This is a genomic window from Bradyrhizobium sp. 6(2017) (assembly GCF_011058295.2).
Taxonomy (GTDB): Bacteria; Pseudomonadota; Alphaproteobacteria; order Rhizobiales; family Xanthobacteraceae; genus Bradyrhizobium; species Bradyrhizobium septentrionale.
Map to the genome: position 1 here is coordinate 7,825,714 of NZ_CP049289.2, position 25,306 is coordinate 7,851,019.

At 65.3% G+C, this 25,306-nt stretch carries 23 protein-coding genes; 13 read left to right on the forward strand and 10 right to left on the reverse strand.

Features of this window, described 5'->3' with window-relative positions; all coding sequences use genetic code 11:
* Positions 1 to 64 precede the first annotated feature (64 nt).
* Positions 65 to 790, forward strand: coding sequence for an alpha/beta hydrolase (locus G6P99_RS37210; protein WP_029080348.1), 726 nt, complete (start codon positions 65 to 67; stop codon positions 788 to 790).
* A gap of 12 nt (positions 791 to 802) precedes the next feature.
* On the opposite strand, the gene G6P99_RS37215 is transcribed toward G6P99_RS37210, so the two are convergent.
* Complete coding sequence (locus G6P99_RS37215) at positions 803 to 2,296, reverse strand: flavin-containing monooxygenase (RefSeq protein WP_029080349.1); 1,494 nt, start codon at positions 2,294 to 2,296, stop codon at positions 803 to 805.
* 120 nt (positions 2,297 to 2,416) lie between these two features.
* Positions 2,417 to 2,866, reverse strand: a complete 450-nt coding sequence (locus G6P99_RS37220) for a cupin domain-containing protein (RefSeq protein WP_029080350.1) — start codon at positions 2,864 to 2,866, stop codon at positions 2,417 to 2,419.
* Positions 2,867 to 3,126: 260 nt separating this feature from the next.
* On the opposite strand from G6P99_RS37220, the gene G6P99_RS37225 reads away from it, so the two are divergent.
* The 4 genes from G6P99_RS37225 (at position 3,127) to G6P99_RS37240 (ending at position 6,529) form a co-directional block, all read left to right on the forward strand.
* Positions 3,127 to 4,155 carry an AraC family transcriptional regulator gene (locus G6P99_RS37225; protein ID WP_165125708.1) on the forward strand — a complete coding sequence of 343 codons (1,029 nt, stop codon included), beginning with the start codon at positions 3,127 to 3,129 and terminating at the stop codon, positions 4,153 to 4,155.
* Positions 4,156 to 4,252: 97 nt separating this feature from the next.
* Positions 4,253 to 5,119 (forward strand): S1C family serine protease, encoded by an 867-nt coding sequence (locus G6P99_RS37230; protein WP_029080352.1) that lies wholly within the window; start codon positions 4,253 to 4,255, stop codon positions 5,117 to 5,119.
* The gene (locus G6P99_RS37235; RefSeq protein WP_029080353.1) at positions 5,116 to 5,490 is read left to right on the forward strand and encodes a response regulator transcription factor; all 375 of its coding nucleotides are present in this window, start codon (positions 5,116 to 5,118) and stop codon (positions 5,488 to 5,490) included. Before G6P99_RS37230 ends, G6P99_RS37235 begins: the two co-directional genes overlap by 4 nt.
* A gap of 826 nt (positions 5,491 to 6,316) precedes the next feature.
* A complete protein-coding gene (locus G6P99_RS37240) occupies positions 6,317 to 6,529 on the forward strand; it encodes a hypothetical protein (protein WP_029080354.1) in 213 nt (70 codons plus the stop codon).
* A 49-nt stretch (positions 6,530 to 6,578) separates the two neighbouring features.
* Here G6P99_RS37240 and G6P99_RS37245 read toward each other — a convergent pair whose 3' ends face one another.
* Positions 6,579 to 7,940, reverse strand: coding sequence for a metallophosphoesterase family protein (locus G6P99_RS37245; RefSeq protein ID WP_029080355.1), 1,362 nt, complete (start codon positions 7,938 to 7,940; stop codon positions 6,579 to 6,581).
* A gap of 253 nt (positions 7,941 to 8,193) precedes the next feature.
* Between G6P99_RS37245 and G6P99_RS37250 the strand changes: the two genes are divergently transcribed.
* From G6P99_RS37250 to G6P99_RS37275, 6 genes are all read left to right on the forward strand, one after another.
* A complete protein-coding gene (locus G6P99_RS37250) occupies positions 8,194 to 9,612 on the forward strand; it encodes a M20 family metallopeptidase (RefSeq protein ID WP_165125710.1) in 1,419 nt (472 codons plus the stop codon).
* Between the two features lie 461 nt (positions 9,613 to 10,073).
* On the forward strand, positions 10,074 to 11,867 hold the full coding sequence (locus tag G6P99_RS37255; RefSeq protein WP_029080357.1) for a peptide ABC transporter substrate-binding protein: 1,794 nt from the start codon (positions 10,074 to 10,076) through the stop codon (positions 11,865 to 11,867).
* Between the two features lie 28 nt (positions 11,868 to 11,895).
* Positions 11,896 to 12,852, forward strand: coding sequence for an ABC transporter permease (locus tag G6P99_RS37260; protein ID WP_029080430.1), 957 nt, complete (start codon positions 11,896 to 11,898; stop codon positions 12,850 to 12,852).
* Positions 12,818 to 13,735, forward strand: coding sequence for an ABC transporter permease (locus tag G6P99_RS37265; protein WP_029080358.1), 918 nt, complete (start codon positions 12,818 to 12,820; stop codon positions 13,733 to 13,735). Before G6P99_RS37260 ends, G6P99_RS37265 begins: the two co-directional genes overlap by 35 nt.
* Positions 13,732 to 14,712, forward strand: a complete 981-nt coding sequence (locus G6P99_RS37270; protein WP_156928531.1) for an ABC transporter ATP-binding protein — start codon at positions 13,732 to 13,734, stop codon at positions 14,710 to 14,712. The genes G6P99_RS37265 and G6P99_RS37270 overlap by 4 nt, the downstream gene beginning before the upstream one ends.
* Positions 14,709 to 15,677 (forward strand): ABC transporter ATP-binding protein, encoded by a 969-nt coding sequence (locus G6P99_RS37275; RefSeq protein WP_029080360.1) that lies wholly within the window; start codon positions 14,709 to 14,711, stop codon positions 15,675 to 15,677. Before G6P99_RS37270 ends, G6P99_RS37275 begins: the two co-directional genes overlap by 4 nt.
* A 162-nt stretch (positions 15,678 to 15,839) precedes the next feature.
* Here G6P99_RS37275 and G6P99_RS37280 read toward each other — a convergent pair whose 3' ends face one another.
* Positions 15,840 to 16,826, reverse strand: a complete 987-nt coding sequence (locus G6P99_RS37280; RefSeq protein ID WP_165125712.1) for a LysR family transcriptional regulator — start codon at positions 16,824 to 16,826, stop codon at positions 15,840 to 15,842.
* A gap of 105 nt (positions 16,827 to 16,931) precedes the next feature.
* On the opposite strand from G6P99_RS37280, the gene bla reads away from it, so the two are divergent.
* Both bla and G6P99_RS37290 read left to right on the forward strand, forming a co-directional pair.
* The gene (gene bla / locus G6P99_RS37285; RefSeq protein ID WP_246709731.1) at positions 16,932 to 17,867 is read left to right on the forward strand and encodes a class A beta-lactamase; all 936 of its coding nucleotides are present in this window, start codon (positions 16,932 to 16,934) and stop codon (positions 17,865 to 17,867) included.
* A 135-nt stretch (positions 17,868 to 18,002) separates the two neighbouring features.
* Positions 18,003 to 18,917, forward strand: coding sequence for an ankyrin repeat domain-containing protein (locus tag G6P99_RS37290; protein ID WP_165125714.1), 915 nt, complete (start codon positions 18,003 to 18,005; stop codon positions 18,915 to 18,917).
* 38 nt (positions 18,918 to 18,955) lie between these two features.
* Here the strand turns inward: G6P99_RS37290 and G6P99_RS37295 are convergent, their stop codons facing one another.
* The 6 genes from G6P99_RS37295 to G6P99_RS37320 all read right to left on the reverse strand — a co-directional run bounded on the left by G6P99_RS37295 (position 18,956) and on the right by G6P99_RS37320 (position 25,306).
* Positions 18,956 to 19,522, reverse strand: coding sequence for a c-type cytochrome (locus G6P99_RS37295; RefSeq protein WP_245284632.1), 567 nt, complete (start codon positions 19,520 to 19,522; stop codon positions 18,956 to 18,958).
* Positions 19,523 to 19,609: 87 nt separating this feature from the next.
* Positions 19,610 to 21,319: a pyrroloquinoline quinone-dependent dehydrogenase gene (locus G6P99_RS37300; protein ID WP_084518417.1), complete on the reverse strand. Its 1,710-nt coding sequence runs from the start codon at positions 21,317 to 21,319 to the stop codon at positions 19,610 to 19,612.
* A gap of 74 nt (positions 21,320 to 21,393) precedes the next feature.
* Complete coding sequence (locus G6P99_RS37305; protein WP_156928526.1) at positions 21,394 to 21,681, reverse strand: hypothetical protein; 288 nt, start codon at positions 21,679 to 21,681, stop codon at positions 21,394 to 21,396.
* Positions 21,682 to 21,730: 49 nt separating this feature from the next.
* The gene (locus tag G6P99_RS37310; RefSeq protein ID WP_029080365.1) at positions 21,731 to 23,221 is read right to left on the reverse strand and encodes an ABC transporter substrate-binding protein; all 1,491 of its coding nucleotides are present in this window, start codon (positions 23,219 to 23,221) and stop codon (positions 21,731 to 21,733) included.
* Positions 23,222 to 23,276: 55 nt separating this feature from the next.
* Positions 23,277 to 24,311: an ABC transporter ATP-binding protein gene (locus G6P99_RS37315; RefSeq protein WP_051346158.1), complete on the reverse strand. Its 1,035-nt coding sequence runs from the start codon at positions 24,309 to 24,311 to the stop codon at positions 23,277 to 23,279.
* Positions 24,308 to 25,306, reverse strand: a complete 999-nt coding sequence (locus tag G6P99_RS37320; RefSeq protein ID WP_035976680.1) for an ABC transporter ATP-binding protein — start codon at positions 25,304 to 25,306, stop codon at positions 24,308 to 24,310. Before G6P99_RS37320 ends, G6P99_RS37315 begins: the two co-directional genes overlap by 4 nt.

Below are 25,306 nucleotides of genomic sequence, written 5' to 3' on the forward strand. Positions count from 1 at the left end.
CGCGTATCCCGGGCCGTCCCGGACGCCGCAATCGATCTAACCAAACCACGCAGGGAGGTACAACATGTCGACCTATGTTCTCGTCCATGGCGCCTGGCATACCGGCGCCGAGTTTGAGCCGGTTGCGGCTGCGATCCGCAGGGACGGCCATGTCGTCCACACCCCGACCATCAGGGGTAACCGCTCCGGCGACAGGAAGGATAGCGGCCTCCCCGAGGCGATCCAGTCGATCGTGGACTACCTCGCCGAGCATGACCTGAAGGACATCGTGCTGGTCGGCCACAGCTATGGCGGCATGGTCATCACCGGCGTTGCCGACGCCGCGGGGGATCGCATCCGCCGGCTGGTCTACTGGAACGCCTTCGTGCCCAACAATGGCGAATGCCTCAACGACATGGTGCCGTCGCACTATCGCGGCCTGTTCGATGCCATTTACGCCGAGCGCGGCGACGGATCGGTGGTGCTGCCGTTCCCGATCTGGCGCGAAGCCTTCATCAACGACGCCGACCTCGAAACGGCGCAACGCGCCTATGACAAGCTCAACCCGCATCCCCTGAAGACCTTCCAGGACAAGATCGCGCTGAAGACCAATCCGGCCGAGATGCCAATCGCGAAATCCTACGTCAACTGCACCGAGGATACGGCGATGCCTCATAGCCTGCCGTGGCACCCGCGGCTGTCGGAGAAGCTCGGGCTGTTCCGCCTGGTCCAGGTGCCCGGCAGCCACGAGCTGTGCTTCTCCAACCCCGAGCGCCTCGCGCAAGCCTTCCTCGACGCGGGCCGCGACTGAACCACATCGGCACTACGCGACCGCCTTGTACTCCGGCGCGGTCGCCAGGAACCGCGCATAGGCGTCCGCGTCCGGCGGCGTGAATTTTTCGACGAGCGGGTTGCGGCGCGACGCCTTGGTGCCGATGTCAGCCAACAGCTCGTCGAAATGCTTGAAGTGGTAGGGCGCGACGCAGAGCCCGCCATAGACGCCCGCCGCCGGCCGCTCGACGCGCTTGAAGTTCAGCATCATCGCGATGTTGTCGTGCATCTCGGCCGCGCTCGGCTGCTGCGCGAGCTGGCCGTCGGCATAGCGTACCAGCCAGTTCGCGGCGAGATCGGCGCACAGCACGGTGCAGAAGCTCGAATTGAAGCCGACAAATCCCATGTCGGGTAGATCGGGATTGGCAATCAGCCGATAGAGCCGGTACTGCCCATCAGGCTCGACCAGCTTCCTCTGATACTCCTCGGGAAGGAACGGCACACCGAGCTTGTAGCCGATCGCGAGCACCGCGATATCGGCAGCGACACGCTGGCCGCCGCTCATCACGATGGTCTTGCCGTCATAATGATCGAAAGTGCCGCGCACCGCCTTGATCCGGCCGTCGGCGACCATCGGATAGAAATCGGGGGTGGCGATTGGCACCGAGCAGTTGACGCCGTCCTCGATCCGCTCCTTCGGCACCATGTCGCATTGCTTGAGTTTGAGCTGCATCTTCAGCATGCTCTCGAGCCCGCGCCAGTTCGCCCAGACCAACGGCTTTGCAACGGCATGCGCGAGGCGCGCCATCGGGCCGATGCCCCAGCTCGCGAACATCTGCTCCTGCGCGCGGATGTAGAGGATGCGCTTGAAGTTGACGAGGCCGCCGACGAAATAGGGGATCCGCCAGACCGGCTCGCGAAACACGATCGTGACCTCGCTGGCGCCGGAATTGACCGCATTCACGGCGATGTCGGTCGCCGATTTCGAGCCGCCGAGCACGACGACCTTGCGTCCCTTGGCCAGCGCCGGATCGCTGTATTGCGACGAATGCAGGATCTGGCCGCCCTGCGCCTTGAAGCCGTCCTCGCCGGGAAGCGGCAGCGTCTGCGGCTCGTTGAACTGCCCGGTGCAGACCGCAACGAAGTCGAAATCCTCTTGGCCGGTGGCGCCGTCGGTCGAGCGCAGTTCGAGCGTCCAGCCCGGTCTGCCGTCGGCGCGGCGCTTCATGGTCTCGACGCTGGTGTCGAACCGCATCGCGCCGTCGAGCCCATGGCTGCGCGCATAGTCACGCAAGTATGCATGGACCTGCGGGCCCTTCGGCCATTCCGGATAGGCCTCCGGCATCGCCTTGTCGGTGTAACGATAGAGATCCTTCGGGCTTTGGGTCTGCACGTCGGGATAGGACCGCGCCGGCTCCCAGACCCCGCCGAGATCGCCGCTGCGCTCGATGATGGTCACCTTGTGGCCGCGGCCTGCAAAGGCCTTTCCCGCAGCGAGCCCGGAAATGCCGGCGCCGATCACGCACACATGCTTCTGCTTGACCATGAAACCGCTCCGAATTGAATAAACAGGTCCAATTTCCTCAAGGCGCACGTCTCTCCGTCATCGCCGCAGCCAGCTCCGGCGATTGCCGCCTTGCGCGCGTATGTCTGTTCGGTCGTCGTCCTAGTCGTTGGCTTCCGGCGGCAGAAAGTCCACCTCGTGCTGGGCGGAGATGCGCACCGCTTCGGCGGGATCCTGCAGATTGTGCAGCTTGTCGAACAGCGCCTCGAGCTTTTGCATCGGCGACACCCAGAACAGCGCCCGCGCCGGCTTGTCGGACTTGTTGAAATAGCCGTGCGGAATGCCGCGCGGCATGCGCACGAGGTCGCCGGCCTTGGCCTGCACCCAGACGCCGTCGAGCTTGAGGTCGAGCACGCCCTCCTGCACCAGGATGAACTCGTCCTGGGTCGGGTGGACGTGCACCGGCACGAACTGGCCGGGATCGCTGTTGGTCTCGAACGCGAAGGTCGAGTCGGTGACCGCCTTCGGATAGTAGACCTGGCCCAAAATATTCCAGGTCTTGCCGCCGTAGCCGGTGCCGGTTCGGGTAATGCCTTTCTCGAGCGTGCCCATGTCAGCCTCTCCAGTTTTGATGCGTCTTGCGGACACGGAGCCTGTCGCCAGCCGGAAGGGCTGTCTAGCCGATAAACGAATCTCGACCCGACACGATCATGCTGCAATGCGGGAACCCTGAGCAGGACGCCTGCCCAATGCCGCCGCATCGGCCTGCGCGCCGATCGGGCAGATTGCGCGACGAAACGTCGTTCCCCTTTGCCGGCGGATGCACTAGGCTGCATGATGTTTTAGACCTCAAACAACTCCGGACGGCCGGCGTGACAGCGACGGGCAACGAGGTTTCGGCACGGGCAAGTTCGACAAGGACGAGGCTCACTGACTTCGCGCGCGTCGCAACGGCGCGCGTCGACGATGCGGCCGAAGCGATCGGCCGCATCTTCTGCCCGCACGAGCTGACGCCGGTCGATCACTCCGAGCGCGGTTTCTCCGCACACCATAATTGCGCAGGCTTCGACGGGTTTTCGGTCAACTATGTCGCCTATGGCGGATCGGTCGCGATCAATCCCGGCTGCCTCGACCGCTTCTTCCTGTTGCAGATGCCGCTGTCGGGCTCGGCCTCGATCCGCACCGCCGCGCGCGAGCTCACCACGGGGCCGCAACGCTGCGCCTCTCTGTTGTCGCCGACCATTCCGACCGAGATGACCTGGCGCGGCGACTGCGCCCAGCTCATCGTGCTGCTCGACCGCAAGCTGGTCGAGCATCGCGCCGCGGCGCTTGGCGGCGTCGCGGTCCGGCCGGTCGAGTTCGATCCCGCCGTCGAATTGACCGGGCCGCTTGGGCAGATGCTCTCGGCCAGGATCGAGCAACTCGTCACGCTCGCCGAGCAGCTCGGGCCGCGCAAAACCTTGTCCGCGATCGCGGCCGCCGATTGGCGCGAGTCGTTTCTCAATGTCCTGCTCAACGAGCAGCGGCACAGCCTGAGTTCTGCGATCGATGTCTTCAACGGCCGCACCGAGGCCCAGCCGGCGGCGTTGAAGCGCGTGCGGGCCTATCTGGAGACGTGCGCGACCGAACCGCTTGACCTCGCCGAGCTCGCGGAGATCGCCGGCACCGGCATCCGCGCGCTGCAACTCGGCTTCCGCCGCCACTTCGGCACCACCGTGTCCGAGATGCTGCTCGACATCCGCCTCGCCCATCTCAACGCCCGGCTCAAGACGGCGCGGCCGGGCGAACGCATCGTCGATATTGCATTCGACCTCGGCTTTACCCATCTGAGCCGGATGGCGAGCGCCTACCGCGCCAAGTTCGGCGAGACCCCGAAGGCGACCCTGCAGCGGCTGAGCTGAGCGGCGGTTCCGAACGATGTGGCCGGGCCCTGCCCATCCGGCCAGTATCGCGGCCGGCCGCGAAATCCCAGATTGAGGGAAGCCAACGGAGTTTCCCATGACCGAACCGACCACCCTCGCCTCGCTGTCGTCAGCCCTTTCGGAGACCATTGCGCGCGCTGCGCCCGCGGTCGTCTCCGTGCATTCGCATCGCGCGCGCGCATCCGGCTTTGTCTGGAAGGCAGGCCTTGTCGTCACCGCCGACGAAGCCCTTGCTGACGAGGGTGAGGTCGAAATCCAGTTCGCCGACGGCAGCCGCAGGCCGGCAACCGTCACTGGGCGCGACCACACCACCGACGTCGCGCTGCTGCGCGTCGGCGGCGATGTCGCGCCGATCAAGCTCTCCACAGAGATCCCCGCGCTGGGATCGCTCGCGGTGATCGTCGCCGCCGACCGCGGCGCGCCGTCCGCGCGGCTCGGCATGGTCTCATTATCAGGCGCGCCCTGGCGCAGCCTGCGCGGCGGCGAGATCGACGCGCGGATCGAGCTCGACGTCCGGCTGCGGTACAGCCAGCAGGGCGGACTTGCACTGAATGCCGCGGGCGAGCCGTTCGGCATGGCCGTGCTCGGCCCGCGCCGCGTGCTGACGATACCGGCCGCGACCATCGAGCGGGTCGCGACGCAGCTGGAGAAAAGCGGCCGCATCGCGCGCGGATATCTCGGCGTCGGGCTGCAGCCGGTCCGTCTCGACGAGGGCCTCGGCGCGATGGTGATGAATGTCGACAAGGTCGGGCCCTCGGCCGCCGCCGGCATCCGCCAGGGCGATGTGATCGTTGCAGTAAACGGTGAGAAACTGTCGGGCGTGCGGGCGCTGTCGCGCGGTCTCGGACCGCAAAGCGTGGGCACCGTGGTTGAGCTCACCGTGCACCGCGGCGGCGAGCCGCTGAACGTCAAGGTCACGGTCGGCGAGAGGCCCGAGACGTGAGCAGTGAGCCGGCCTCCGACATCGTCATCGCGCTCGAGATCGACGATCCCGTGCTGGCCGACCGGCTGGCGACGCTGCTCGGCAGCGTTGCCGGCCTGCGGTTGGCCGCGCCCGGCGAGCAGGCAACGGCTGCGATCGTCGCCCGCAATCGCGAGGCCGCAGGCGCCGGCGACTTCGAGCTGACGCCGCGCGAACTCGACGTGCTGGCGCTGCTGGCCGAAGGCGCATCCAACAAGATGATCGCGCAGCGGCTCGGAATTTCGGTCCACACCGCCAAGTTTCATGTCGGCTCCCTGCTCGACAAGCTCGACGCGACCGGCCGCACCGACGCCGTCGCCCATGCCGCGCGGCGCGGGGTGATCAATTTGTGAAGGGTGGGATTACGTTTGTGATCACGTTGAGCAGAGATCTCTCCACCCGTCGTCCCGGCGAAGGCCGGGACCCATAACCACAGGATTGGGTTGGTGAGGAAAGCTGTGGCCCCAGCGTCGCGCAACAGTCATCTTCGGTGGTTATGGGTCCCGGCCCCCGTGCGCAATTGCGCACTAGGCCGGGACGACACTGAATTTGTTGCGCCACTTTTGAGTCACACATCCGCATTCTCGCGACATGATTTGTCCGAGCTTTGCATCTCGTTCCGCCCTCTCCTCAAGCAGAGGGCGCAGGGAAAGCCGAGTGCCGATCGCACCCATGGGCCCCGAGCAATGGTAGAAAGCTCGGGGGTAGGACCACAGGTGTAACCGGAAACAACCCGGCTTTCCCTGCGCGATGGCTTACGGCTTATACGTGCTCTCCCCGGCGAGACTGGGCTTGTTTGTCACCGCCTTCGCAAAAGCGCTCGCGCGCTTTGCGAGAGGACACCTGCCACTAGGGCGTCAGGCCTGCACGACTTCACCGTCCGCTTGACGTGCTTTCGTCTCTCGCACGCTCCGCGTCCACCGCATCTCACCGCATCTCACCGCAACACCCGTGACGATGCGCAGCGCCCCTCGATCGGGTGAGACGGGCAGACCATACACCAAGTTTCCATTCCGATAAACCGAAATATTTTTCACGCAGCCACTGGACAACGACCCCAACTCAGTGATTGCGAAAATTCCGTGATGCGGACGCTTAGACCAATTACGTAAGTAGTCGTCCGGATACAGACGCCTTCGCGATCTGGCTATGCAGGCTCAGCTCACAAAAAGAAACGGCATGAAGAAGCTGATCTATCGTCATCGGGACATTGAATACACGCTCATCAACATCGAACCTGACACCTGGAGTTGGTCGTTCGACATCAACGGCAAGACCAAGCGAGGCACCACGCGCGCGCGGCTCGACCTGCTGGCGCAGCGCCGGGTCTGCACGCTGATTGATCGTGAATTGAGAAGCGCAGAGCGGACGAAGCCGAGAGAGCCTGGCTAAGCCGCTACCATTGTCAGTCAGCGCACGCTGAAGCCTTCGCGGCGTCCACTCACGACAATGCGATGACGGAAGCAGCAATCTCGAGCCGCGGCCCGGCATATCGCCGGTCGTCCGGCCCGCCCTCGCCGCAGCCGACGCTCCAGACCGCGGGCCAGGAAAAGCGCTCGAGCCCCGTCGCCGATATCGCCGTGCACGACGTCCAGCGCGTGTCGCCGCTGCGTCGCCACAGCACGCCGCCCGGTCCCATATCGGGGTAGAAGGCAACATCGAGCGCGAAATCGGCGTCCGCGCCGAGTTCGGGACCGATCCAGTAATGAGGACTGCGCACCTGCTCTCGTCCCAGGATCAAGGTCAGCGTCTGTTTCGGCCCGCGCAATCCGAGCCAGAGCGGCGCGATCATCCCGGGTGCGGGCGTGCAGAGCAGCGTTTGTGGCGCGGCGGCGGCCGCGGCGGTGCGGCCCGACAATTTCAGGGCGATGGCCGTCGCGGGCGGCGCGGCTCCGGATAACGGCGCAGGGCTCGCCCCGCGCGGCAGTGGCGACCACGACGCCTGATCGAATGACGGCAGCGGCCATGCGAGCCGCTCACGCACGACGCCTTCGGTGTCCAGCACCTGATAGCGAAGGCCGCTCTGATCGAGCGCAGCCTGCACGCAATGCAGATACTCGACGCCTTCGGGCATCCGGTGCGCGGTGCCCGCCCCCGCCGTGCAGAGCTGCAGCACGCCGCGATGCACCTGAACGTCGAAGGCGAGGATGTGGCTGCACAGATAGGCGGTCACATCGGCGCGCACCAGGATATCCCAGAAGCGCGCGCTGTATTCATGGCCGATCTCGCGCTGATAGGCGCCGCTGTAACCATTGATGGGGAATACCGGATGATGGCCCAGCACCAGCTTGTGCCTGGCATCCCCGTGCTGGGCGAGGACCGCCTCGAGCCAGTCGGTCTCGACATGCCCCTCGCCACCGAGCCCGCTCCACAGCGTGTGGACGAACACCATCAGAAGATCGTCGCGGCGAACCCAGTAGGACAGGCCCTCCTGACCGGACGGGCCGTTGTGCGGCAGCTTCAGCACCTCGCGAAACACCGCCTCGCTCATCGCGTCATAGGTGGTGTGGTTGCCGGTGGTGTGCCACATCGGCACCTCACGCCGGTCGAGCCAGCTCATCTCGGTGTCGAGCCAATGCCGCCATTGTGCGCGCAGCGCGCCGGCGTCCGCCGTGAGGCCGATGATCTCGTCGCCGGGAAAGAGGATGAATTCGGGCCGCGGATGCAGCCGGCGAACCACATCATTCACCGAGGCAAAGGTGCGTTCATGCAGCGCGCCTGCGACCCCCGAGCAGGAATCGGCATAGAGCACGAACTGGTGGCCCGAATGTCTCGGCAACAGAGCCGGAATGGAATCGTTCATCGTCGGACCACGTCCTTGCGAGGCATATCATAGATGAAGGCAGGCTGATCGCTCAAGGCAGACATTCGCTTGCGAAAGGTTGCAGCGGATTGCTGGAATCGTGTGCCGCTCCCACGACATCAAAATGCGTCTGCGCACACCAAGTCGTGACGCTGCGGAACACCTGCCCTGCCGGCGCGCGCTAGGCGGCGTCGCGGCAAGCTGCTAGCCTTTTGCGCTTCAGATTGCCTTGCGAGTTAAGGGACCGAAGCAAATGGACAACCGTAGTGATGTTTGGCGCGGCGTCGACACGATCACGCCGCGATTCATCGAATTGAGCGACCGGGTCTGGGCGATGCCCGAGGTCTGCTACACCGAGGCACGCTCCTCCGCCGAACATCTGGCCGAACTGCGTCATCAGGGCTTTCGCATCACCGAGAATCTTGCCGACATCCCGACCGCGGTGATGGGCGAATGGGGTGAAGGCGGGCCTGTGATCGCCTTCCTCGGCGAATATGACGCCCTGCCCGGCCTCAGCCAGGAGGCGGGCGTCGCTGAACCTCGTCCAGTTGAGAGCGGCGGCCACGGCCATGGCTGCGGTCACAATCTGCTCGGCTCTTCCGCTTTGCTGGCCGCGACCGCGGTGAAGGACTGGCTCGCCGCCAACAAGGTGCCGGGCCGGGTGCGCTATTACGGCTGTCCGGCCGAGGAAGGCGGCGCGGCAAAGGCCTTCATGGTGCGCTGTGGCGCCTTTGAGGATGCCGACATCGCCATCACCTGGCATCCGCACAGTTTCTGGGAGGTGGCGGTGACGCCGTCGCTCGCCAACACAAGAGCCGATTTCAGCTTCACCGGCCGGACCTCGCATGCGGCGGCCTCGCCGCATCTCGGCCGCAGCGCGCTCGACGCAGTTGAATTGATGAATGTCGGCGTCAACTACATGCGCGAGCACATGCCGAGTGACGCGCGCGTGCATTACGCGCTGCTCGACACCGGCGGCATCGCGCCGAATGTGGTGCAGGCCCATGCCCGCGTGCGCTACTCGATCCGCGCCCGTGACCTGCCCGGCATGAACGAGCTGGTCGAACGCGTGCACAAGATCGCGCAGGGCGCGGCGCTGATGACCGAGACCAAGGTCGAGATGAAGATCATCTCCGCGGTCTCCAACATCCTGCCCAACACGCCGCTGGAGCAGACGCTGCACCGGATCATGGAGGATCTCGGCCCGCCGCATTTCGACGATGCCGACAAGGATTTCGCCGGCAAGATCCGCGCGACCCTGACCGACAAGGACATCGCCTCGGTATATTACGCGATCGGCATGGAGCCGACCGACCGGCCGCTCGCCGATTTCCTGGTGCCGATCGACGCCAAGCGCAATCCGCTGATCGGCTCGACCGATGTCGGCGACGTCAGCTGGGTGGTGCCGACCGTGCAGGTCCATGCACCGACGGTTGCAATCGGCACGCCGTTCCACACCTGGCAGGTTGTGGCGCAGGGCAAGACGCCGGCCGCACACAAGGCGATGGTGCAGGCGGCCAAGGCGATGGCCGGCCTCGGCGTCAAGGCGCTGCTGGAGCCGGAGCTGATCGAAGCCGCCAAGGCTGATCTGAAGAAGCGGACCACCCGAACTCCTTATATCAGTCCGCTGCCGGCGAATGTTGCACCGCCGTTGGATATGTCGGTCGCCTGACGCCACATTTGCGGGCCGGGCTCCTCGGGGCCCGGCCAGAGCGCCGTTCCGATTGGATCGGGAACGAACTCCGGATTTTTGTTTTGACGCGTTTTCTTCACGCGAACCGGCATCCACTTCACTCGAAAACGCTCTGGATTTTTGTTTTGGCGCGTTTTCTTGACGCGAACCGGTATCCACTTCGCTCGAAAACGCGCCTGCGTGACAAAAAGGCATCTCGGAACAAAGGATAACGAACAAATTTTCCGCACGGCGAGGCGCGCAGAGACGGGCTTTGGCACCGAAATGCCGAACCGATGTGCGGCCGCGCGAGGTTCTGCACAAGCGATAGCCAAAAGACCTATGCGCCGGGACCCGGGAGCCGTTGACCTTGGCGGCCATTCGGTGTGCCATCCTGCCGCCAAGACGGCGGCCGGTTCCCCGGCCCGCCGCAATCACACGTGAGCCGGACCGAGGGGACTATGTTCGACAAGAATCTGCGTGGCATGATCGACGACGTAAGGGACGGGCGGATGGATCGCCGCGCCTTCGTCAAGCGAATGATTGCCGTCGGCCTCACCGCTCCGATGGCGAACCAGGTCCTCAGCCTCGGCGGCGTTGCGATGGCGCAGAGCCCCAGCCCGTACAAGCCGACCAAGCGCGGCGGCGGCGGTCCGCTGAAACTGCTGTGGTGGCAGGGCCCGACCCTGCTCAACCCGCATTTCGCGACCGGCACCAAGGACCAGGACGGCTCGCGCATCTTCTACGAGCCGCTCGCGAGCTGGGATACCGAAGGCAAGCTCAATCCGATCCTTGCCGCGGAGATCCCGTCGATCCAGAACGGCGGGCTTGCCGCCGACGCCAAGTCGGTGGTCTGGAAACTCAAGCCCGGCGTCAAATGGCACGACGGCAAGCCGTTCACGGCAGATGACGCCGTGTTCAACTTTGAATATTGCAGCGATCCGGCGACGGCGGCCGTGAGCGTCGGCTCCTATGGCGATGTCAGCTCGGTCGAGAAGATCGACGACCTTACCATTCGCGTCGTGTTCAAGAAGCCGACCCCGTTCTGGGCGAACGCTTTTGTCGGCGCCTATGGCTGCATCATCCCGAAGCATCTGTTCGCGGAGTACAAGGGCAGCAAATCCCGCGAGGCGCCGAACAATCTGAAACCGGTCGGCACCGGCCCCTATAAATTCGTCGAGTTCAAGCCGGGCGACCAGATCCGCGGCGAGATCAACCCCGACTACCATATGGCGAACCGGCCCTATTTCGACACGTTCGAACTGAAGGGCGGCGGCGATGCCGTCTCGGCGGCGCGCGCCATCATCCAGACCGGCGAATATGACTATGCCTGGAACATGCAGGTCGAGGACGAGGTGCTGCTGCGTCTCGAGAAGGGCGGCAAGGGCAAGACCGTCTACGCGCCCGGCGGCGACATCGAGTTCATCGCCATCAACTTCACCGATCCGAACACCGAGGTCGACGGTGAACGGTCGTCGATGAAGACCAAGCATCCGATCCTGTCCGATCCCCGCGCGCGCCAGGCGTTGGCGCTGCTGGTCGACCGCGACTCCGTCAAGAAGGCGATATACGGCCGCGCCGGCCGCACCACAGCCAGTTACCTCAATGGCCCCGAGGAGTTCGTCTCCAAGAATACCAAATGGGAATTCTCGATCGAGAAGGCAGCCGCGCTGCTCGACGAAGCCGGCTGGAAGGTCGGCAGTGACGGCATCCGCGAGAAGGACGGCAAGAAGCTGAAACTGCTGTACCAGACCTCGATCAACGGACCACGCCAGAAGACCCAGGCGATCGTCAAGCAGGCCTGCCAGAAGGCCGGCATCGACGTCGAGCTGAAATCGGTGGTGGCCTCGGTGTTCTTCTCCTCCGACGTCGCCAATCCCGACACTTACGCAAAATTCTTCGCCGACATCGAGATGTTCCAGATTCCGATGACCCAGCCCGATCCGGCGCTGCACATGCGCCGCTATCATTCGCGCAACATCGCGACCAAGGAGAACAAGTGGCAGGGCGGCAACTTCCCGCGCTGGGCCAACAAGGACTTCGATGCCGCGGTCGATGCCGCCGAGAACGAGATCGATCCGCTGAAGCGCGCCGACCTTTACATTAAGTGCAATGACCTGATGTGGCAGGACAATGTGGTGATTCCCGTCATGCACCGCATCAAGGTCGGCGCCGCGTCGAATACGCTGCGCCCCGTCATCAGCGGCTGGGCCAACGACCTGGATAATTTGCAGGATTGGTACAGGGACGCCTGACGACGTCAGTCGAACGGATTGCTCCCTCATGAGTCAGTATATCCTTCGTCGCCTGCTGATCGCGATTCCGAGCCTGCTCGGAATCTCGCTGGTGCTGTTCGTCGTGCTCGCACTCGCGCCCGGCGACCCGTTCTCCGAGCTCGCGACCAATCCAAATGTGCCGCCCGAAGTGCAGGCCGCGCTTCGGGCCAAGTTCGGCCTCGATGACCCGATCTATCTCCGCTACCTGCATTGGCTGGCGGCGATGGCGCAGGGCGACTGGGGCTTTTCCTTCGTCAGCCGGATGAATGTCGACACGCTGATCCTGCAGCGGCTGCCGGCGACACTCTATATCATCGGCTCCGCCCAGCTGCTCGCGCTCCTGATTGCGATCCCGGTCGGTGTCTATGCAGCCACCCGGCCCTATTCGCTGTTCGACCAGATCGCCAACACCTTCGCCTTCATCGGCTTCTCGCTGCCGACCTTCTTCACCGGCATCCTGTTCATCCTGGTGTTTTCGGTGAAACTGGACTGGCTGCCCTTCGTCTACACCGACGTGCCGGGCAGCGGGATCAAATGGGCGCTGGAGATGATCCGGCAGGCCATCATGCCGGTGATGGTGCTCGGCCTGTTCCAGGCGGCGTCGATGACCCGCTTCGTGCGCTCGGCGATGCTCGACGTCATCCGGCTCGACTATGTCACCACCGCCCGCGCCAAGGGCCTCGGGCAGGCCAAGGTGATCGTCAAGCATGTGATGCGCAACGCGATGATCCCGGTCGTCACGCTGATTGCGCTGCAAATGCCTGCCGTGTTCGGCGGTGCCATCGTCACCGAGCAGATCTTCCGGATTCCCGGCATCGGCTCGCTCCTGATTTCCTCCATCCTCGCCAACGACACGCCGGTCATCATGGCCGTCACCTTCGTGTTCGCGTGCCTCGTTGTGCTGTTCAACCTGATCGCAGATGTGCTCTATGGCTGGCTTGACCCTCGCATCTCCTTCCGCTGAGCGGCGCGGCTATTCGCCCTGGCGCGAGACCTGGCGCCGCTATCGCCGGCACAAGCCGGCCGTGGTCAGCGCCGTGCTGCTGTCGGTGCTGATCCTGGCCGTCGTGATCGGGCCATTCATCTGGCGCGTCGCCATCAACGACGTCGACGTCGTGGCAGGCCTGCAGGGCCCCTCGCTGGCGCATCCGTTCGGCACCGACGATCTCGGCCAGGACCTGCTCGCCCGCATGATCTATGGCGGACGCATCTCGCTCGCGGTCGGCCTTGCCGCAATGCTGGTCTCGGTGTTCGTCGGCACGCTGATCGGCGCGCTCGCCGGGATGTCGCGCGGTGCGCTCGGCTACGGGCTGATGTGGCTCACCGACCTGTTCCTGTCGCTGCCGCAACTGCCGCTGCTGCTGCTGCTGATCTATCTGTTCCGCGACGGCCTGAGGGCGGTGTTCGGCCCGGAGGGCGGCATCTTCATCCTGATCGTGCTGGTGATCGGCGGCCTGCGCTGGATGCCGGTCGCGCGCCTGGTGCGCGCCCAGTTCCTGTCGCTGCGCGAGAAGGAATTCGTCGAGGCGGCGCGCGCGCTCGGCGCGAGCCCGGTGCGGCAGGTGGTGCGCCACATCCTGCCCAATGCGCTCGGACCCGTGATCATCGCCGGCACGATCGACGTCGCCGCCGCGATCATCGCGGAATCGACGCTGTCATTCCTCGGCCTCGGCTTCCCGCCTGACACCCCGACCTGGGGCCGCATTCTCTATGACGCCAAGGACTTTCTCGACATCGGCCCGCATTGGGCGCTGTTTCCGGGCGGCGCGATCTTCATCGCGGTGGTCGCCATCAACTTCATCGGCGACGGGCTGCGCGACGCGCTCGACGCGCGCAAGGTGATCTGATGGCGCTGCTCGAGATCAAGGGCCTGAAAACCCATTTCACCACCGACGACGGCATCCTGCAGGCGGTCGACGGCGTCGACATCAGCATCAACCGCGGCGAGACGCTGTGCGTGGTCGGCGAGTCCGGCTGCGGCAAGACCGTCACCGCGATGTCGATCCTCAAGCTGATCGCGATGCCGCCGGGCAAGATCGTCGCAGGCGAGATCATCTTCGAGGGCCGCGACCTCGTGCCGCTGACCAGCCACGAGCTCGACGACATCAGGGCCAAGGAGATCGGCTTCATCTTCCAGGAGCCGATGACTTCGCTGAACCCGGTGCTGACCATCGGCGAGCAGATCTCCGAGAGCCTGCGCCGCCACGAGGCGGTGACCAGGAAGCAGGCGCTGGAACGCACCATCGAGATGCTGAAGCTGGTGCAGATCCCCAACGCCGAAGGCCGCGTGCATCACTATCCGCATCAGTTCTCCGGCGGCATGCGCCAGCGCGTGATGATCGCGATGGCGCTGGCCTGCCGGCCCAAGCTCGTGATCGCGGATGAGCCGACCACCGCGCTCGACGTCACCATCCAGGCGCAGATCCTCGACCTGCTGCAGGACATGAAGGAACGCCTCGGCATGGCGGTGATGCTGATCACGCACGCAATGGGCGTGGTGGCGGAGACCGCGCAGCGTGTCGTCGTGATGTATGCCGGCAAGGTGGTGGAGGAAGCGGGGGTCGACGAATTGTTCGCCGATCCGCGCCATCCCTACACCCAGGGCCTGATCCGCTCGATCCCGCGCATCGATCTCGACGCCGAGCACAAGACCCGGCTGGAGGCGATCGGCGGCTCGGTGCCGATCCTGATCAATCCGCCGCCCGGCTGCCGTTTTGCGCCCCGCTGCAAACACGCCATGAGCATCTGCACCGAGCAGGAGCCGCGCCTGCGCGAGATCGCGCCCGGCCATCGCATGGCCTGCCACCTCGGAGACGCGTCATGAGCGAACCGCTGCTACGCGTCAGCAATCTGAAGAAGCATTTTCCGGTGCTCGGCGGCCTGTTGTCGCGCGAGGTCGGCCAGGTCTATGCGGTCGACGGCGTGTCGTTTTCGATCAACCGCGGCGAGACGCTGGGGCTGGTCGGCGAATCCGGCTGCGGCAAGTCGACCACCGGCCGCTGCGTGCTGCGCCTGATCGAGCCGACCTCGGGCGAGGTCGTGTTCGACGGAAAGAGCGTGATGGGGCTCGGCGGCGGCGATCTGCGCGCCATGCGGCGCAACATGCAGCTGGTGTTCCAGGACCCGTTCGCCTCGCTCAATCCGCGCATGACGGTCGGCACGATCCTCGCCGAGCCCTTGATCATCCATAACCTCGTGAGCTCGGCCAGCGAGCGCGAGGACCGCGTCGCTAGGCTGCTGGTCAAGGTCGGGCTGAAAGCCGACCACATGCGGCGCTATCCGCATGAATTCTCCGGCGGCCAGCGCCAGCGCATCGCGATCGCCCGCGCGCTGACCCTGGAGCCGAAGCTGATCGTGTGCGACGAGCCGGTCTCGGCGCTCGACGTCTCGATCCAGGCGCAGGTGATCAACCTGCTCGAGGATCTGCAGGCCGAGTTGAACCTCACCTATCTGTTCGTCGCGCACGATCTCTCGGTCGTGGAGCACATCTCGGACCGTGTCGCGGTGATGTATCTCGGCCGCATCGTCGAGCTCGCCAAGGCCAGCGATCTCTACCGCAACCCGCAACACCCCTACACCAAGGCGCTGCTCTCGGCGGTGCCGGTGCCGGATCCCAAGGCAAAAAAGTTGCGCATCCGGCTCAAGGGCGATGTGCCGAGCCCGATGAATCCGCCGAAAGGCTGCCACTTCCACACCCGCTGCCCGATCGCCGAAGAGCGCTGCCGGCAGACCGCGCCGCAGCTGCTGGAGGGCAGCAACGGCCACTCCGTGGCGTGCCATCTGGCGTAGCGGGGATTGCTCTGCAGCGCACACTGCTCCCCGACCGTCATCCTGAGGAGCGCGCTCTTGCGTGCGTCTCGAAGGATCGACGGCCATCAGCCGGGCCGTGCATCCTTCGAGACGCCGCTCCGCAGCTCCTCAGGATGACGGGATAAAAAGCAAGCTTGACGATTAACGTCTCCGCTTCTTCGCGGCGTTCGTCTTGGCCTTTGGTTTGGCCTTTGGTTTGGCCTTCGTTTTTGCCTTCGGCCGTGAAGCGGACGCATCCGTCCCCTCCTCCGCCGCACTCGCATCCGCCCGCAGCGTGTCGAGCAGCCAGTCGCGGAAGGCGCGCATGCCCGGCGTCACCTCCCGCGACTTCAGCCAGGTCAGCCAGTAGGAGCCCGCCGGGACCTCTGCCGCGAACGGCCGCAGCAGCCGGCCGGACGCCAGCTCGTTGCCAAACATCGCGATCGGTACCAGCCCGACGCCGACGCCGCGCGCCGCGGCCTCGGCCATCGCAACCGAACTGTCGAAGATCGGCCCCTGGATTTTTGGGCACGGCGCGCCGGCCACCGCAAACCACAGCGGCCATTCCTCGGCGCGGTAGGAGCGCAGCAAAAACTCCTGCGCGAGGTCGGACGGCTTGCGCAGCCGGCTCGCCGCATCGGGGCAGCACACCGGCGACAGCGGCGCGGACAACAGATGGATCGCCTCGGTGCCGTGCCACGAGCCGTCGCCGAAACGCAGCGCAAGATCGAGCCCGTCGCCCGCGATGTCGACGCGGTTGTTGTTGGTGAGCAGGCGCAGGTCGATATAGGGATGCGCGCGCTTGAAGCGGTCGACCCGCTGCAGCAGCCATCCGGTCGCAAAGGTGGTGACGCAGCCGACGGTGACGACCTCGCGCGTGCCCTTGGCCTCGATACGGTCGATCGCAGCTCCAATCCGGTCGAGCGCATCGCTCAACACCGGCAGCAGCGCCAGCCCTTCGTCGGTGAGCACGAGCCCACGCGGCAGGCGGCGGAACAGGCTGGCGCCGAGCAGCTCCTCGAGCTGCTTGACCTGGTGACTGATCGCGGTCTGCGTCACGCGCAGCTCCATCCCCGCCCGGGTGAAGCTCAACAGCCGCGCGGACGCCTCGAAGGCGCGCAATGCGTTCAACGGGAGATGCCGGCGCACGGCGTCATGACCAAGTTTTTCTCATGCCTGGCTGTATAAATGATTGTTTGTCGATCGTCGCGCCGTTCGGCAGTTTCGCGCCGCCAACGGAGAACGAGAATCGACATGCTGACGAGACGGACATTTGGATTGCGCGCGGTGGGCCTTGCGATGTCCTGCACCCTGCCGCGGCCAAGCGCCGCGGCAGAACAGAGCGCCGCGGCAGGACGGAGTGCAGCGGCGGGACCAAGCGGGCCAGGGCTGCGGCTGCAGCAGGAATTTGCACGCGTCGAGCTGGCGACCAGCGGCCGGCTCGGCGTCGCCGCGCTCGACATGGAGACAGGATTGCGCGCGAGCCAGCGCGGCGACGAGCGGTTCCCGATGTGCAGCACCTTCAAGGCGCTGGCCTCGGCCGCGGTGCTGCACCGGGTCGACCGCGGCGAGTCCAGCCTCGATCAGCGCGTGCAAATCGAGGCCAAGGATATCTTGGCCAATTCGCCGGTCACCAAGGAGCATGTCGCGTCGGGCATGACGCTTGCCGAGATCTGCGAGGCTGCCATCACGCGGAGCGACAACACCGCGGGCAACATGATCCTCCGCGAGATCGGCGGGCCCGCCGGCTTGACCAGCTTCTTCCGCACCATCGGCGACAATGTGAGCCGGCTCGACCGCTGGGAGCTGGCGCTGAACGAGGGAGTATCAGGCGATCCGCGCGACACCACGAGCCCCGTGGCGATGCTGAAGAATCTGCAGCGCGTTGTGATCGGCGATGTCCTGCAGGCCACCTCGCGCCAGAGGCTCATCGCCTGGATGGTCGCCAACAAGACCGGCGACGCCCGGCTGCGCGCCGGCGTGCCGCGCGACTGGCGGGTTGGCGACAAGAGCGGCACTGGCGAGCGCGGTACCTATAACGATATCGGCGTGTTCTGGCCGCCCGGCCGCAAGCCGATCGTGGTGACGGTCTACCTGACCGGGGCAAGTGCTCCCATGGACAAGTGCAACGAGGTGATCGCCAACGTCGCGCGCGCCGTTGCGAATGCGAGTACCGGACAGACCGGCTAGAGCGGCAGGACAATGCCGCGCGGCACAACGGCGCTGCGCGGCTCTCGATCGCTGCGCGGCTTGGCAGCAACGAAGGATCATGCGACGCTCAATCCGAATGGCGATGCTGTCAGCAGGCCATACGGAGGACACGTATTGTATCGCCGCATCGCCCTCGCCGCGCTGCTTGTTGCCGGCAGCATCCAGAGCAGCCTCGCGGCGGCCGATCCGGCGCGGTGCCGCGAGCTGATCCGCAAATACGACACCGACAAGGCCCAGCTCAGCGCGGTCGAGATCTCGCTGACCTTGTTTGCGGCCGCCAGTGCCGACTGCATCAATCTCGCCACTGAGCTGCTCGATCACGGCGCCTCGGTCGATGCGCGGGACCGGCTGGGCGCACGGCCGCTGAGCCACGCTGCCCGCTCCGGCCATCTCGACATGGTCGACCTGCTACTGGCGCGCGGCGCGCCGGTCGATGCACGCAACCTCGCGGGATCGACCGCGCTGTATTTTGCCGCCGAGCGCGGCCATGCCGCGATCGTGCAGCGCCTGATCGACCGCGGCGCCGACGTCAATCTCACCGGCCGCAGCGGCGCATCACCGGTCGCGGCCGCCGCCTATGCCGGCAGGGACATGGTGGTGCGTATGCTGCTCGCACACGGCGCCGACGGCCGCAAGGCTGACGACACCGGCAAGCCGCCGGTGGTGTATGCGGCGGCCGGCGGCCAGCTCGGCATCGTCAAGCAGCTGCTCGCGCTCGGTATCGACGTCAACGCGCGCTACGCCAACGATCTCACGCTCTTGATGTGGGCCGCCGGACCCGACGAGACCGTGCCGGAGGCGCAGGCGCTCGAAATTGTTTCGTATCTGCTCGATGCGGGTGCCAGGGTCGACGATCGCGATGCGCGCGGACGCACCGCGCTGATGATCGCCGCCGAAGGCAATCATCCCGCGATTGCCAAGGCGCTGCTCGCCCATGGCGCCGATGCTGCGTTGGCCGACAAGGCCGGCAAGCACGCCGCCGACCTCACCATCCTGTCGGCGCTGCGCGAGGAGCTGACGCCGCGCTAGCAATCGCGAAGGCGACGCGCCCCCTCGCCCGCGCCCACTCACAGCCCCGCCAGATACTCCACCAGCGCGGCGAGGTCGTCGGGTGACGTTGCCAGCATCAGGTCGGACATGCCGGGATTGTTGCCGCGCGCGCGGGTGCGGAAATCGGCGATGGTTTTCGCAAGGTAGTCCCGTCCCATGCCGGCAAGCCGCGGCACCGTGCCGTCGCCCTGGAAGCGGTCGAGATGGCAGGCCGGGCAGCCGACCGAGCGGCTGGCGCTGACCGCCTTCTCCGCGACGTCCTTGGGCGCACTGGGCTGGCCGAGATCGGGCCATGGCTTCTGCGAGAAGTATTCCGCGATCGCCAGCATGTCGTCGCGCTCGAACTGCGTCGCGATCGGCTGCATGATCTCGCTCTTGCGGTCGCCGCGCTTGAAATCGCGGAGCTGGATATAGAGATAGCCGGCCTGCTGGCCCCAGATCGTCGGAATGGTCTTGTCTATGGGTTTGCCGTTCTCGCCATGGCAGCCGGCGCACACCTGCACCTTCTCCGCGATCGTCTCCGCGCGCACCTCGGCCGCCATCAGCAACAGCGCGGCGCTACAAATCATCAATCTGCCGAACATCTGCTCATCCGAAGAAACAGAAGCGGGACCGAACTGGTCCCGCCTCGCCGTCAATGTTTGCGAACGTGATTATGCATCACGCCCGGCTCAGTTGAGCGTGAAGGCGATGATGTTGTTGCCCCGCTTGTAATCGATCTGGGTGTTACCGCCCGCACCGACCACGATATATTGCTTGCCGCCGATCATGTAGCTCGACGGTGGCGCATTGACGCCGGCGCCGGCACGGAAGCTCCACAGCTCCTTGCCGTTGGAGGAATTGTAGGCCGCGAACTTGCCGTTGCCTTCGCCGGTGAACACCAGGCCGCCGGCGGTGGCGAGGATGCCGCCGATCATCGGCTCGGGCGTCTTGACCTGCCACTTGATCTTGCCGGTGTTGTAGTTCACCGCCGTGATGTTGCCCGACTGCTTCTCGCTCGGGATCACCTTGAAGGCGCCGCCCAGCCACAGCTTGCCGTTCGGATAGGCCGAGCTCTCGACGTGGTAGGTCATCGGCTGGTGCAGGTTGATGGCGTAGGCCAGCTCCTGCCCCGGGTCGGTCGCGATCGGCGACCATTCAACGCCGCCATTGGCGCCGGGCAGCATGCGCGCGCCTTCCTTGGTCGGCAGCACCCACATGTTCTCTTGCGGCACCATCGCCTCGGAGAAGCGGATCAGGCTGCAGTCCTTGCGATCGTGCACATAGATGTGCCCGGTCTTGCCGGCATGGATGACGCCGGGAATGGTCTTGCCGTCCTTGTCCTTGACGTTGACCAGCACCGTCGGGCTGACCGCGTCGAGATCCCAGACGTCATGGGCGATGTACTGGAAGTGGCAGACATACTTGCCGGTGTCGAGATCGAGCGAGACCAGCGAGTTGGTGTAGAGGTTGTCGCCGGGCCGGTTCGAGCCGTCGAGGTCGGGTGACGGATTTCCGACGACGAAGTAGATCCGATTGGTCGCGAGATCGACCGATGGGTTCTGCCACACGCCGCCGCCGAGCTTGGCATAGGGATCGCCGATCTTGGCGAGCATGTCCTTCTCGGCCTGGATATTGCGATGCATGTCGCGGCCGGTGGCGTCCTTGGTCGCCCAGACACCGACGGAGTTTTCGGGAATGGTGTTGAAATTCCAGAGCTGCTTGCCGGTCTTGGCGTCATAGGCGCGCACGAAACCACGGATGCCGTACTCGCCGCCATTGGTGCCGATCAGCACCTTGTCCTTCACCACGGTCGGCGCCATCGTCTCGCTGTAGCCGAGCTCGGGATCGGCGATGTTGGTGGTCCAGACCACCTCGCCGGTCTTGGCATTCAGCGCCATCAGCTTGGAATCGAGCGTCGCCAGATAGACCCGGTCGCCGAGCACCTGGACGCCGCGATTGTTGGGGCCGCAGCAATAGACGGTGATCGGGCCCATCTTGTGGGCATAGTGCCAGAGCTGCTGGCCGGTCTTGGCGTCGAGCGCATAGACATGGCTGAACGACGTCGTGACATACATCACGCCGTCGACGACGATCGGCGATGTCTCAAGCGACTCCTTGACGTCGGTCTGGAAAATCCAGGCGACGTGCAGGTTCTTCACATTGTCGCGGCTGATCTGCTTGCCCGGATAGAAGCGCGTCTGGGCGTAATTGCCGTTGGTGAGCAGGAAGTCTTTTGCGTTCTTGTCGGCAGCATTGAGCTGCTCCTGGGTCACCGGGGGGACATTGGCGTTCCCCAGGACCGACTGCTTCTCCTGCTTGACTTCCTGTCCGATGGCGGCGGTGGACAACACGCCAACGCCGACCGCTGCGGCGAATGCCGCCAGCCCTTTCACAGTCATGATTTCCCCCGTTATTTCTTGGTTGCACTATCAGGGATGGAGTTTGCTACTTCCCCTTCGAGGCCTGGCCGCCGTCACGAGCGCGCACCGCTGATGGCCTGGTTGCGCTGCAATAGATGATGAAAAAACAACGACAGGTATCGATGGACGGGTTTCATGTTAGCGCTGTCGTTCATAAAGACAATCGATGCGCTCAATGCGAAGCAGCAACAGCATAGGTTCGCGCTGCCGAACCGCAGCGATCGCGCGTCGGCATCAATCCAAGTGATATCGGTAACTTCCGGCGCCTTCAGGGTTGGCTGGACGAATTCGCCTTCGCAGCCGCAGCACGCAAAATGAGACTGCGCGTCAAGCGACGGCACCGCGCAAGTCCTGGCGCCCGGCCGAGGTCGTTGACCTCAGCCGGTGAGATTACTCCCAGGACCAGGTCGAGAAATCGTTCTCGAATTGCGGCACTTCCTTCCACACGCCCTTCAGCTTCTTGCTGGCGATCGAGATGAATTGCGGCTGGAACAGGAAGCCGGCCACCGCGTCGGTCGCCAGCATGCGCTGCGCGTCGCCGAGCAGTTTGGCGCGGTCGGCCTCCGCCGGCGTCGCCATGATCTGCTGGTAGAGCGCGTTGAACGCCTCGGACTTGTAGCCGAGATAGTAGTCGGGCTCGGTCAGCTTCACGAGATCGAACGGCTCGACATGCGCGACGATGGTGAGGTCGTAATTGTGCGGACCGGTGAAGACCTGCGACAGCCACTGCGCCCATTCCACGTTCTCGATCTTGGCGACAATGCCGACCTTGGCGAGCTGCGCCGCCAGGATCTCGCCGCCCTGCCGCGCGTAAGACGGCGGCGGCAGTTTCAGGCTGAGCTCGAGCGGCGTCTTGACGCCGGCCTCGGCCAGCAGCTTCTTGGCCATCTCCGGATCGTAGGGATTGATGCCGGTGGTATCGACATAGCCGAGCGATCCCGGCACATAGAAGCTGCCGATCGGCGTTCCGAAACCATCGACCGCGCCGTCGATCATCGCCTTGCGGTCGATCGCGGCCAGGATGGCGCGGCGGACACGGACGTCGTCGAACGGCTTCTTGCGCTCGTTGATGCCGACGATGGTTTTTGCCCTGCTACCGCCGATCAGGACGTTGAAGCGCGGATCGGCCTTGAACTGCGCCAGGCTGCGCGCCGCCGCAACCCGCGGAAACGCGTCGACATCGCCCGACAGCAGCGCCGCGACCTGGGCAGCGGGATCGCCGATGAAGCGGATCGTCACCTTGGCGAGCTTGATGGCGGCGGCGTTGCGATACTCCGGCCATTTCACCAGCGTGATCGACGAGCCCTTGGTCCAGCTGCCGAGTGTGTAGGGCCCGGTGCCGACCGGTTGCGTCGCATCGGTCGGCGCGCTCTTCGGCTCGACGATCGAGCCCGACGCCTGGCCGAGCAGGAACGGCAGGTTCGGCTCGGAGTATTTCAGCGCGACCACGATCGTCTCCGCATCAGGTGCCGTCACCGACGTGAAGGCCTGGTACAGGCTCCTGTCCTTATTGGTCGAGGTCGGCGCCGCGGCGCGCTCGTAGGTGAACTTCACCGCCGCGGAATCGAACGGCTCGCCATTGTGGAATTTGACGCCCTTGCGCAGCTTGAAGGTGTAGGTCTTAAGATCGGGCGACGCCTGCCAGCTCTCCGCGAGCAGTGGCGACACCGAGCCGTCCTCGTTGATCTTGGTCAGCGTCTCATAGATGTTGTAGAGCGTAACTTCAGCGATTGCCGCGGCGGCCGCGTTGGTCGGATCGAGCCCCGGCGGCTCCAGCGTCATGCCCATCACGACGCTGTCCTTCTTGCCTTGCGCGAGGCTCGGCAGCGGCGCGGCGGTGAGCGCGGCGGCCGCCGCGATGACGCACAATTTCCTCAACATTGGTCTGCTCCCCGAACGTGCTCTTCCATCAGCCTAGGCTAACCCGCACAAAGGACTAACCGGCCTCCGCGACCACAGGCGGCAGTGAAATCACGGCTTCGGCGTGATGGCAGGCAGCCAGGTGGGCCTCTCCCACCGTGCGTAGCGCAGGCGCGGTCTCGCGACAATGCTGGTCCGCCATGGGACAGCGCGGCGCGTAGGAGCACCCGGTCGCAGCCGATGCCTGTGAGCCGATCGCCTGCGCGCCGCGGCGGCGCCTGATACCACCGGCCCGGGCGCGCGGAACCGCATCGAGCAGCGCACGCGTATAGGGATGGGCGCTGTGGGCGAACAAATCGGCGGACCGCCCCTGCTCGACGATCCTCCCCTGATACATCACCGCGATCTCGTCGCAGAGCAGATCGACCACCGCGAGGTCGTGGCTGATCAGGATGTAGCTGAGACCGAATTCGTCCTGCAGGTCTTGCATCAGATTGAGCACCTGCGCCTGCACGGAGACGTCGAGCGCGGAGACCGGCTCATCGGCCACGATCAGCTTCGGCTGGGTGATCAGCGCGCGCGCGATCGCGATGCGCTGGCGCTGGCCGCCGGAGAACTCGTGCGGGAACTTGTCCATGTCGGCATCGCGCAGCCCGACCTGCCGCAGCACCGCGGCGACGCGCTCGCGCAAGCCAGCGCGATCGATGCGCCCGAGCGCGGTCAACGGCTCGGCAACGATCCGCGCAACGGTCTGTCGCGGATCGAGCGAGCCATAGGGATCCTGGAACACCATCTGGAAATCGCGGCGGGCGCGGCGCAGCTCATCCGGCGGCATCTGGTTGAGATCACGGCCCATCAGCAACACCGAGCCCGATGTTGGCCGCTCCAGCGCCATCACCAGCCGCGCAAAGGTCGATTTGCCCGAACCGGACTCGCCAACGACGCCGAGGCTCCTGCCCGGCATGACCTGCGCCGTGACGCCGTTGAGCGCGCGCACCTGCGCCGCCGGCTTGAACAGGCTTTCACGCGGCAGGGTGTAACGTTGCGCGAGATCCGTCACCTCGAGCAGCGGCGTCGCAAGCGCGGGTGATGCCTGTTCCAGCACCGTCATGCGCCAACGCCCCCGGCGGCCATCGAGACATCGGTCCTGATGCAGCGCACGCCATGCGCCGCGCCAACATCCACCACAGCCGGCAGCGCCGCGCGGCAGCGCTCCTCGGCGATCGTGCAACGATCGGCGAAGGCGCATCCGGCCGGCAAGTCCGCCAATTCAGGCACGGTGCCGGCAATGGTCTTCAGCCGCGTCCCCTTGCGCGCACCGAGCCGCGGGCGGGCGCGGAACAGGCCCTGGGTGTAGGGATGGCCCATCCGCGTGAATACGGCGCTGGTTTCGCCGCTTTCGACGACGGTGCCGCCATACATCACCATCATGCGCTCGACATTCTCGGCGATCACGCCGAGATCGTGCGAGATCAGGATCATCGACATGCCGCGCTCCGCGACGAGATCGGCGATCAAATCGAGGATCTGGCCCTGGATGGTGACGTCGAGCGCGGTGGTCGGCTCATCTGCGATCAGCACATCGGGCTGGCAGGCCAGCGCCATCGCGATTGTGATGCGCTGGCGCTGGCCGCCGGAGAACTGGTGCGGATAGGCATCGACGCGCTTTGCCGCATCGGGCAGCCCGACGCGGTCGAGCAAGGCGATCGCTTCGCCGCGCGCTGCAGCCGCCGAGATTCCGGTGTGACGCCGCAATGGCTCGGCGACCTGATGCCCGATCGTGTGCATCGGATTGAGCGCGGTCATCGGCTCCTGGAAGATCATGCTGATGCGGTTGCCGCGCAGCTTGCAATAGGCCGCATCCGGCAAACCAATGAGCTCCGAACCGTCGAGCCGGATGCTGCCGCTGATCACGGCGCTGTCGGGCAACAGGCCCATCAGCGCCAGCGCCGTCACCGACTTGCCGCAACCGGATTCGCCGACCAGCCCCAGTGTCTCGCCGCGGCGAAGCGCAAAGCAGACGCCGCGCACCGCCTGCGCCGGACCGCGGCTGGTGTTGAGCCGGACGCCAAGGTCCTTCACCTCGATCAGCGGCGCGTCATTCAT

Bases quoted from the DNA above. Each gene is read 5' to 3' on its own strand.
- G6P99_RS37210 (WP_029080348.1), top strand. From the start codon at position 65: ATGTCGACCTATGTTCTCGTCCATGGCGCCTGGCATACCGGCGCCGAG.
- G6P99_RS37215 (WP_029080349.1), bottom strand. From the start codon at position 2,296: ATGGTCAAGCAGAAGCATGTGTGCGTGATCGGCGCCGGCATTTCCGGG.
- G6P99_RS37220 (WP_029080350.1), bottom strand. From the start codon at position 2,866: ATGGGCACGCTCGAGAAAGGCATTACCCGAACCGGCACCGGCTACGGC.
- G6P99_RS37230 (WP_029080352.1), top strand. From the start codon at position 4,253: ATGACCGAACCGACCACCCTCGCCTCGCTGTCGTCAGCCCTTTCGGAG.
- G6P99_RS37240 (WP_029080354.1), top strand. From the start codon at position 6,317: ATGAAGAAGCTGATCTATCGTCATCGGGACATTGAATACACGCTCATC.
- G6P99_RS37245 (WP_029080355.1), bottom strand. From the start codon at position 7,940: ATGAACGATTCCATTCCGGCTCTGTTGCCGAGACATTCGGGCCACCAG.
- G6P99_RS37250 (WP_165125710.1), top strand. From the start codon at position 8,194: ATGGACAACCGTAGTGATGTTTGGCGCGGCGTCGACACGATCACGCCG.
- G6P99_RS37255 (WP_029080357.1), top strand. From the start codon at position 10,074: ATGTTCGACAAGAATCTGCGTGGCATGATCGACGACGTAAGGGACGGG.
- G6P99_RS37260 (WP_029080430.1), top strand. From the start codon at position 11,896: ATGAGTCAGTATATCCTTCGTCGCCTGCTGATCGCGATTCCGAGCCTG.
- G6P99_RS37265 (WP_029080358.1), top strand. From the start codon at position 12,818: ATGGCTGGCTTGACCCTCGCATCTCCTTCCGCTGAGCGGCGCGGCTAT.
- G6P99_RS37275 (WP_029080360.1), top strand. From the start codon at position 14,709: ATGAGCGAACCGCTGCTACGCGTCAGCAATCTGAAGAAGCATTTTCCG.
- bla (WP_246709731.1), top strand. From the start codon at position 16,932: ATGCTGACGAGACGGACATTTGGATTGCGCGCGGTGGGCCTTGCGATG.
- G6P99_RS37295 (WP_245284632.1), bottom strand. From the start codon at position 19,522: ATGTTCGGCAGATTGATGATTTGTAGCGCCGCGCTGTTGCTGATGGCG.
- G6P99_RS37300 (WP_084518417.1), bottom strand. From the start codon at position 21,319: ATGACTGTGAAAGGGCTGGCGGCATTCGCCGCAGCGGTCGGCGTTGGC.
- G6P99_RS37310 (WP_029080365.1), bottom strand. From the start codon at position 23,221: ATGTTGAGGAAATTGTGCGTCATCGCGGCGGCCGCCGCGCTCACCGCC.
- G6P99_RS37315 (WP_051346158.1), bottom strand. From the start codon at position 24,311: ATGACGGTGCTGGAACAGGCATCACCCGCGCTTGCGACGCCGCTGCTC.
- G6P99_RS37320 (WP_035976680.1), bottom strand. From the start codon at position 25,306: ATGAATGACGCGCCGCTGATCGAGGTGAAGGACCTTGGCGTCCGGCTC.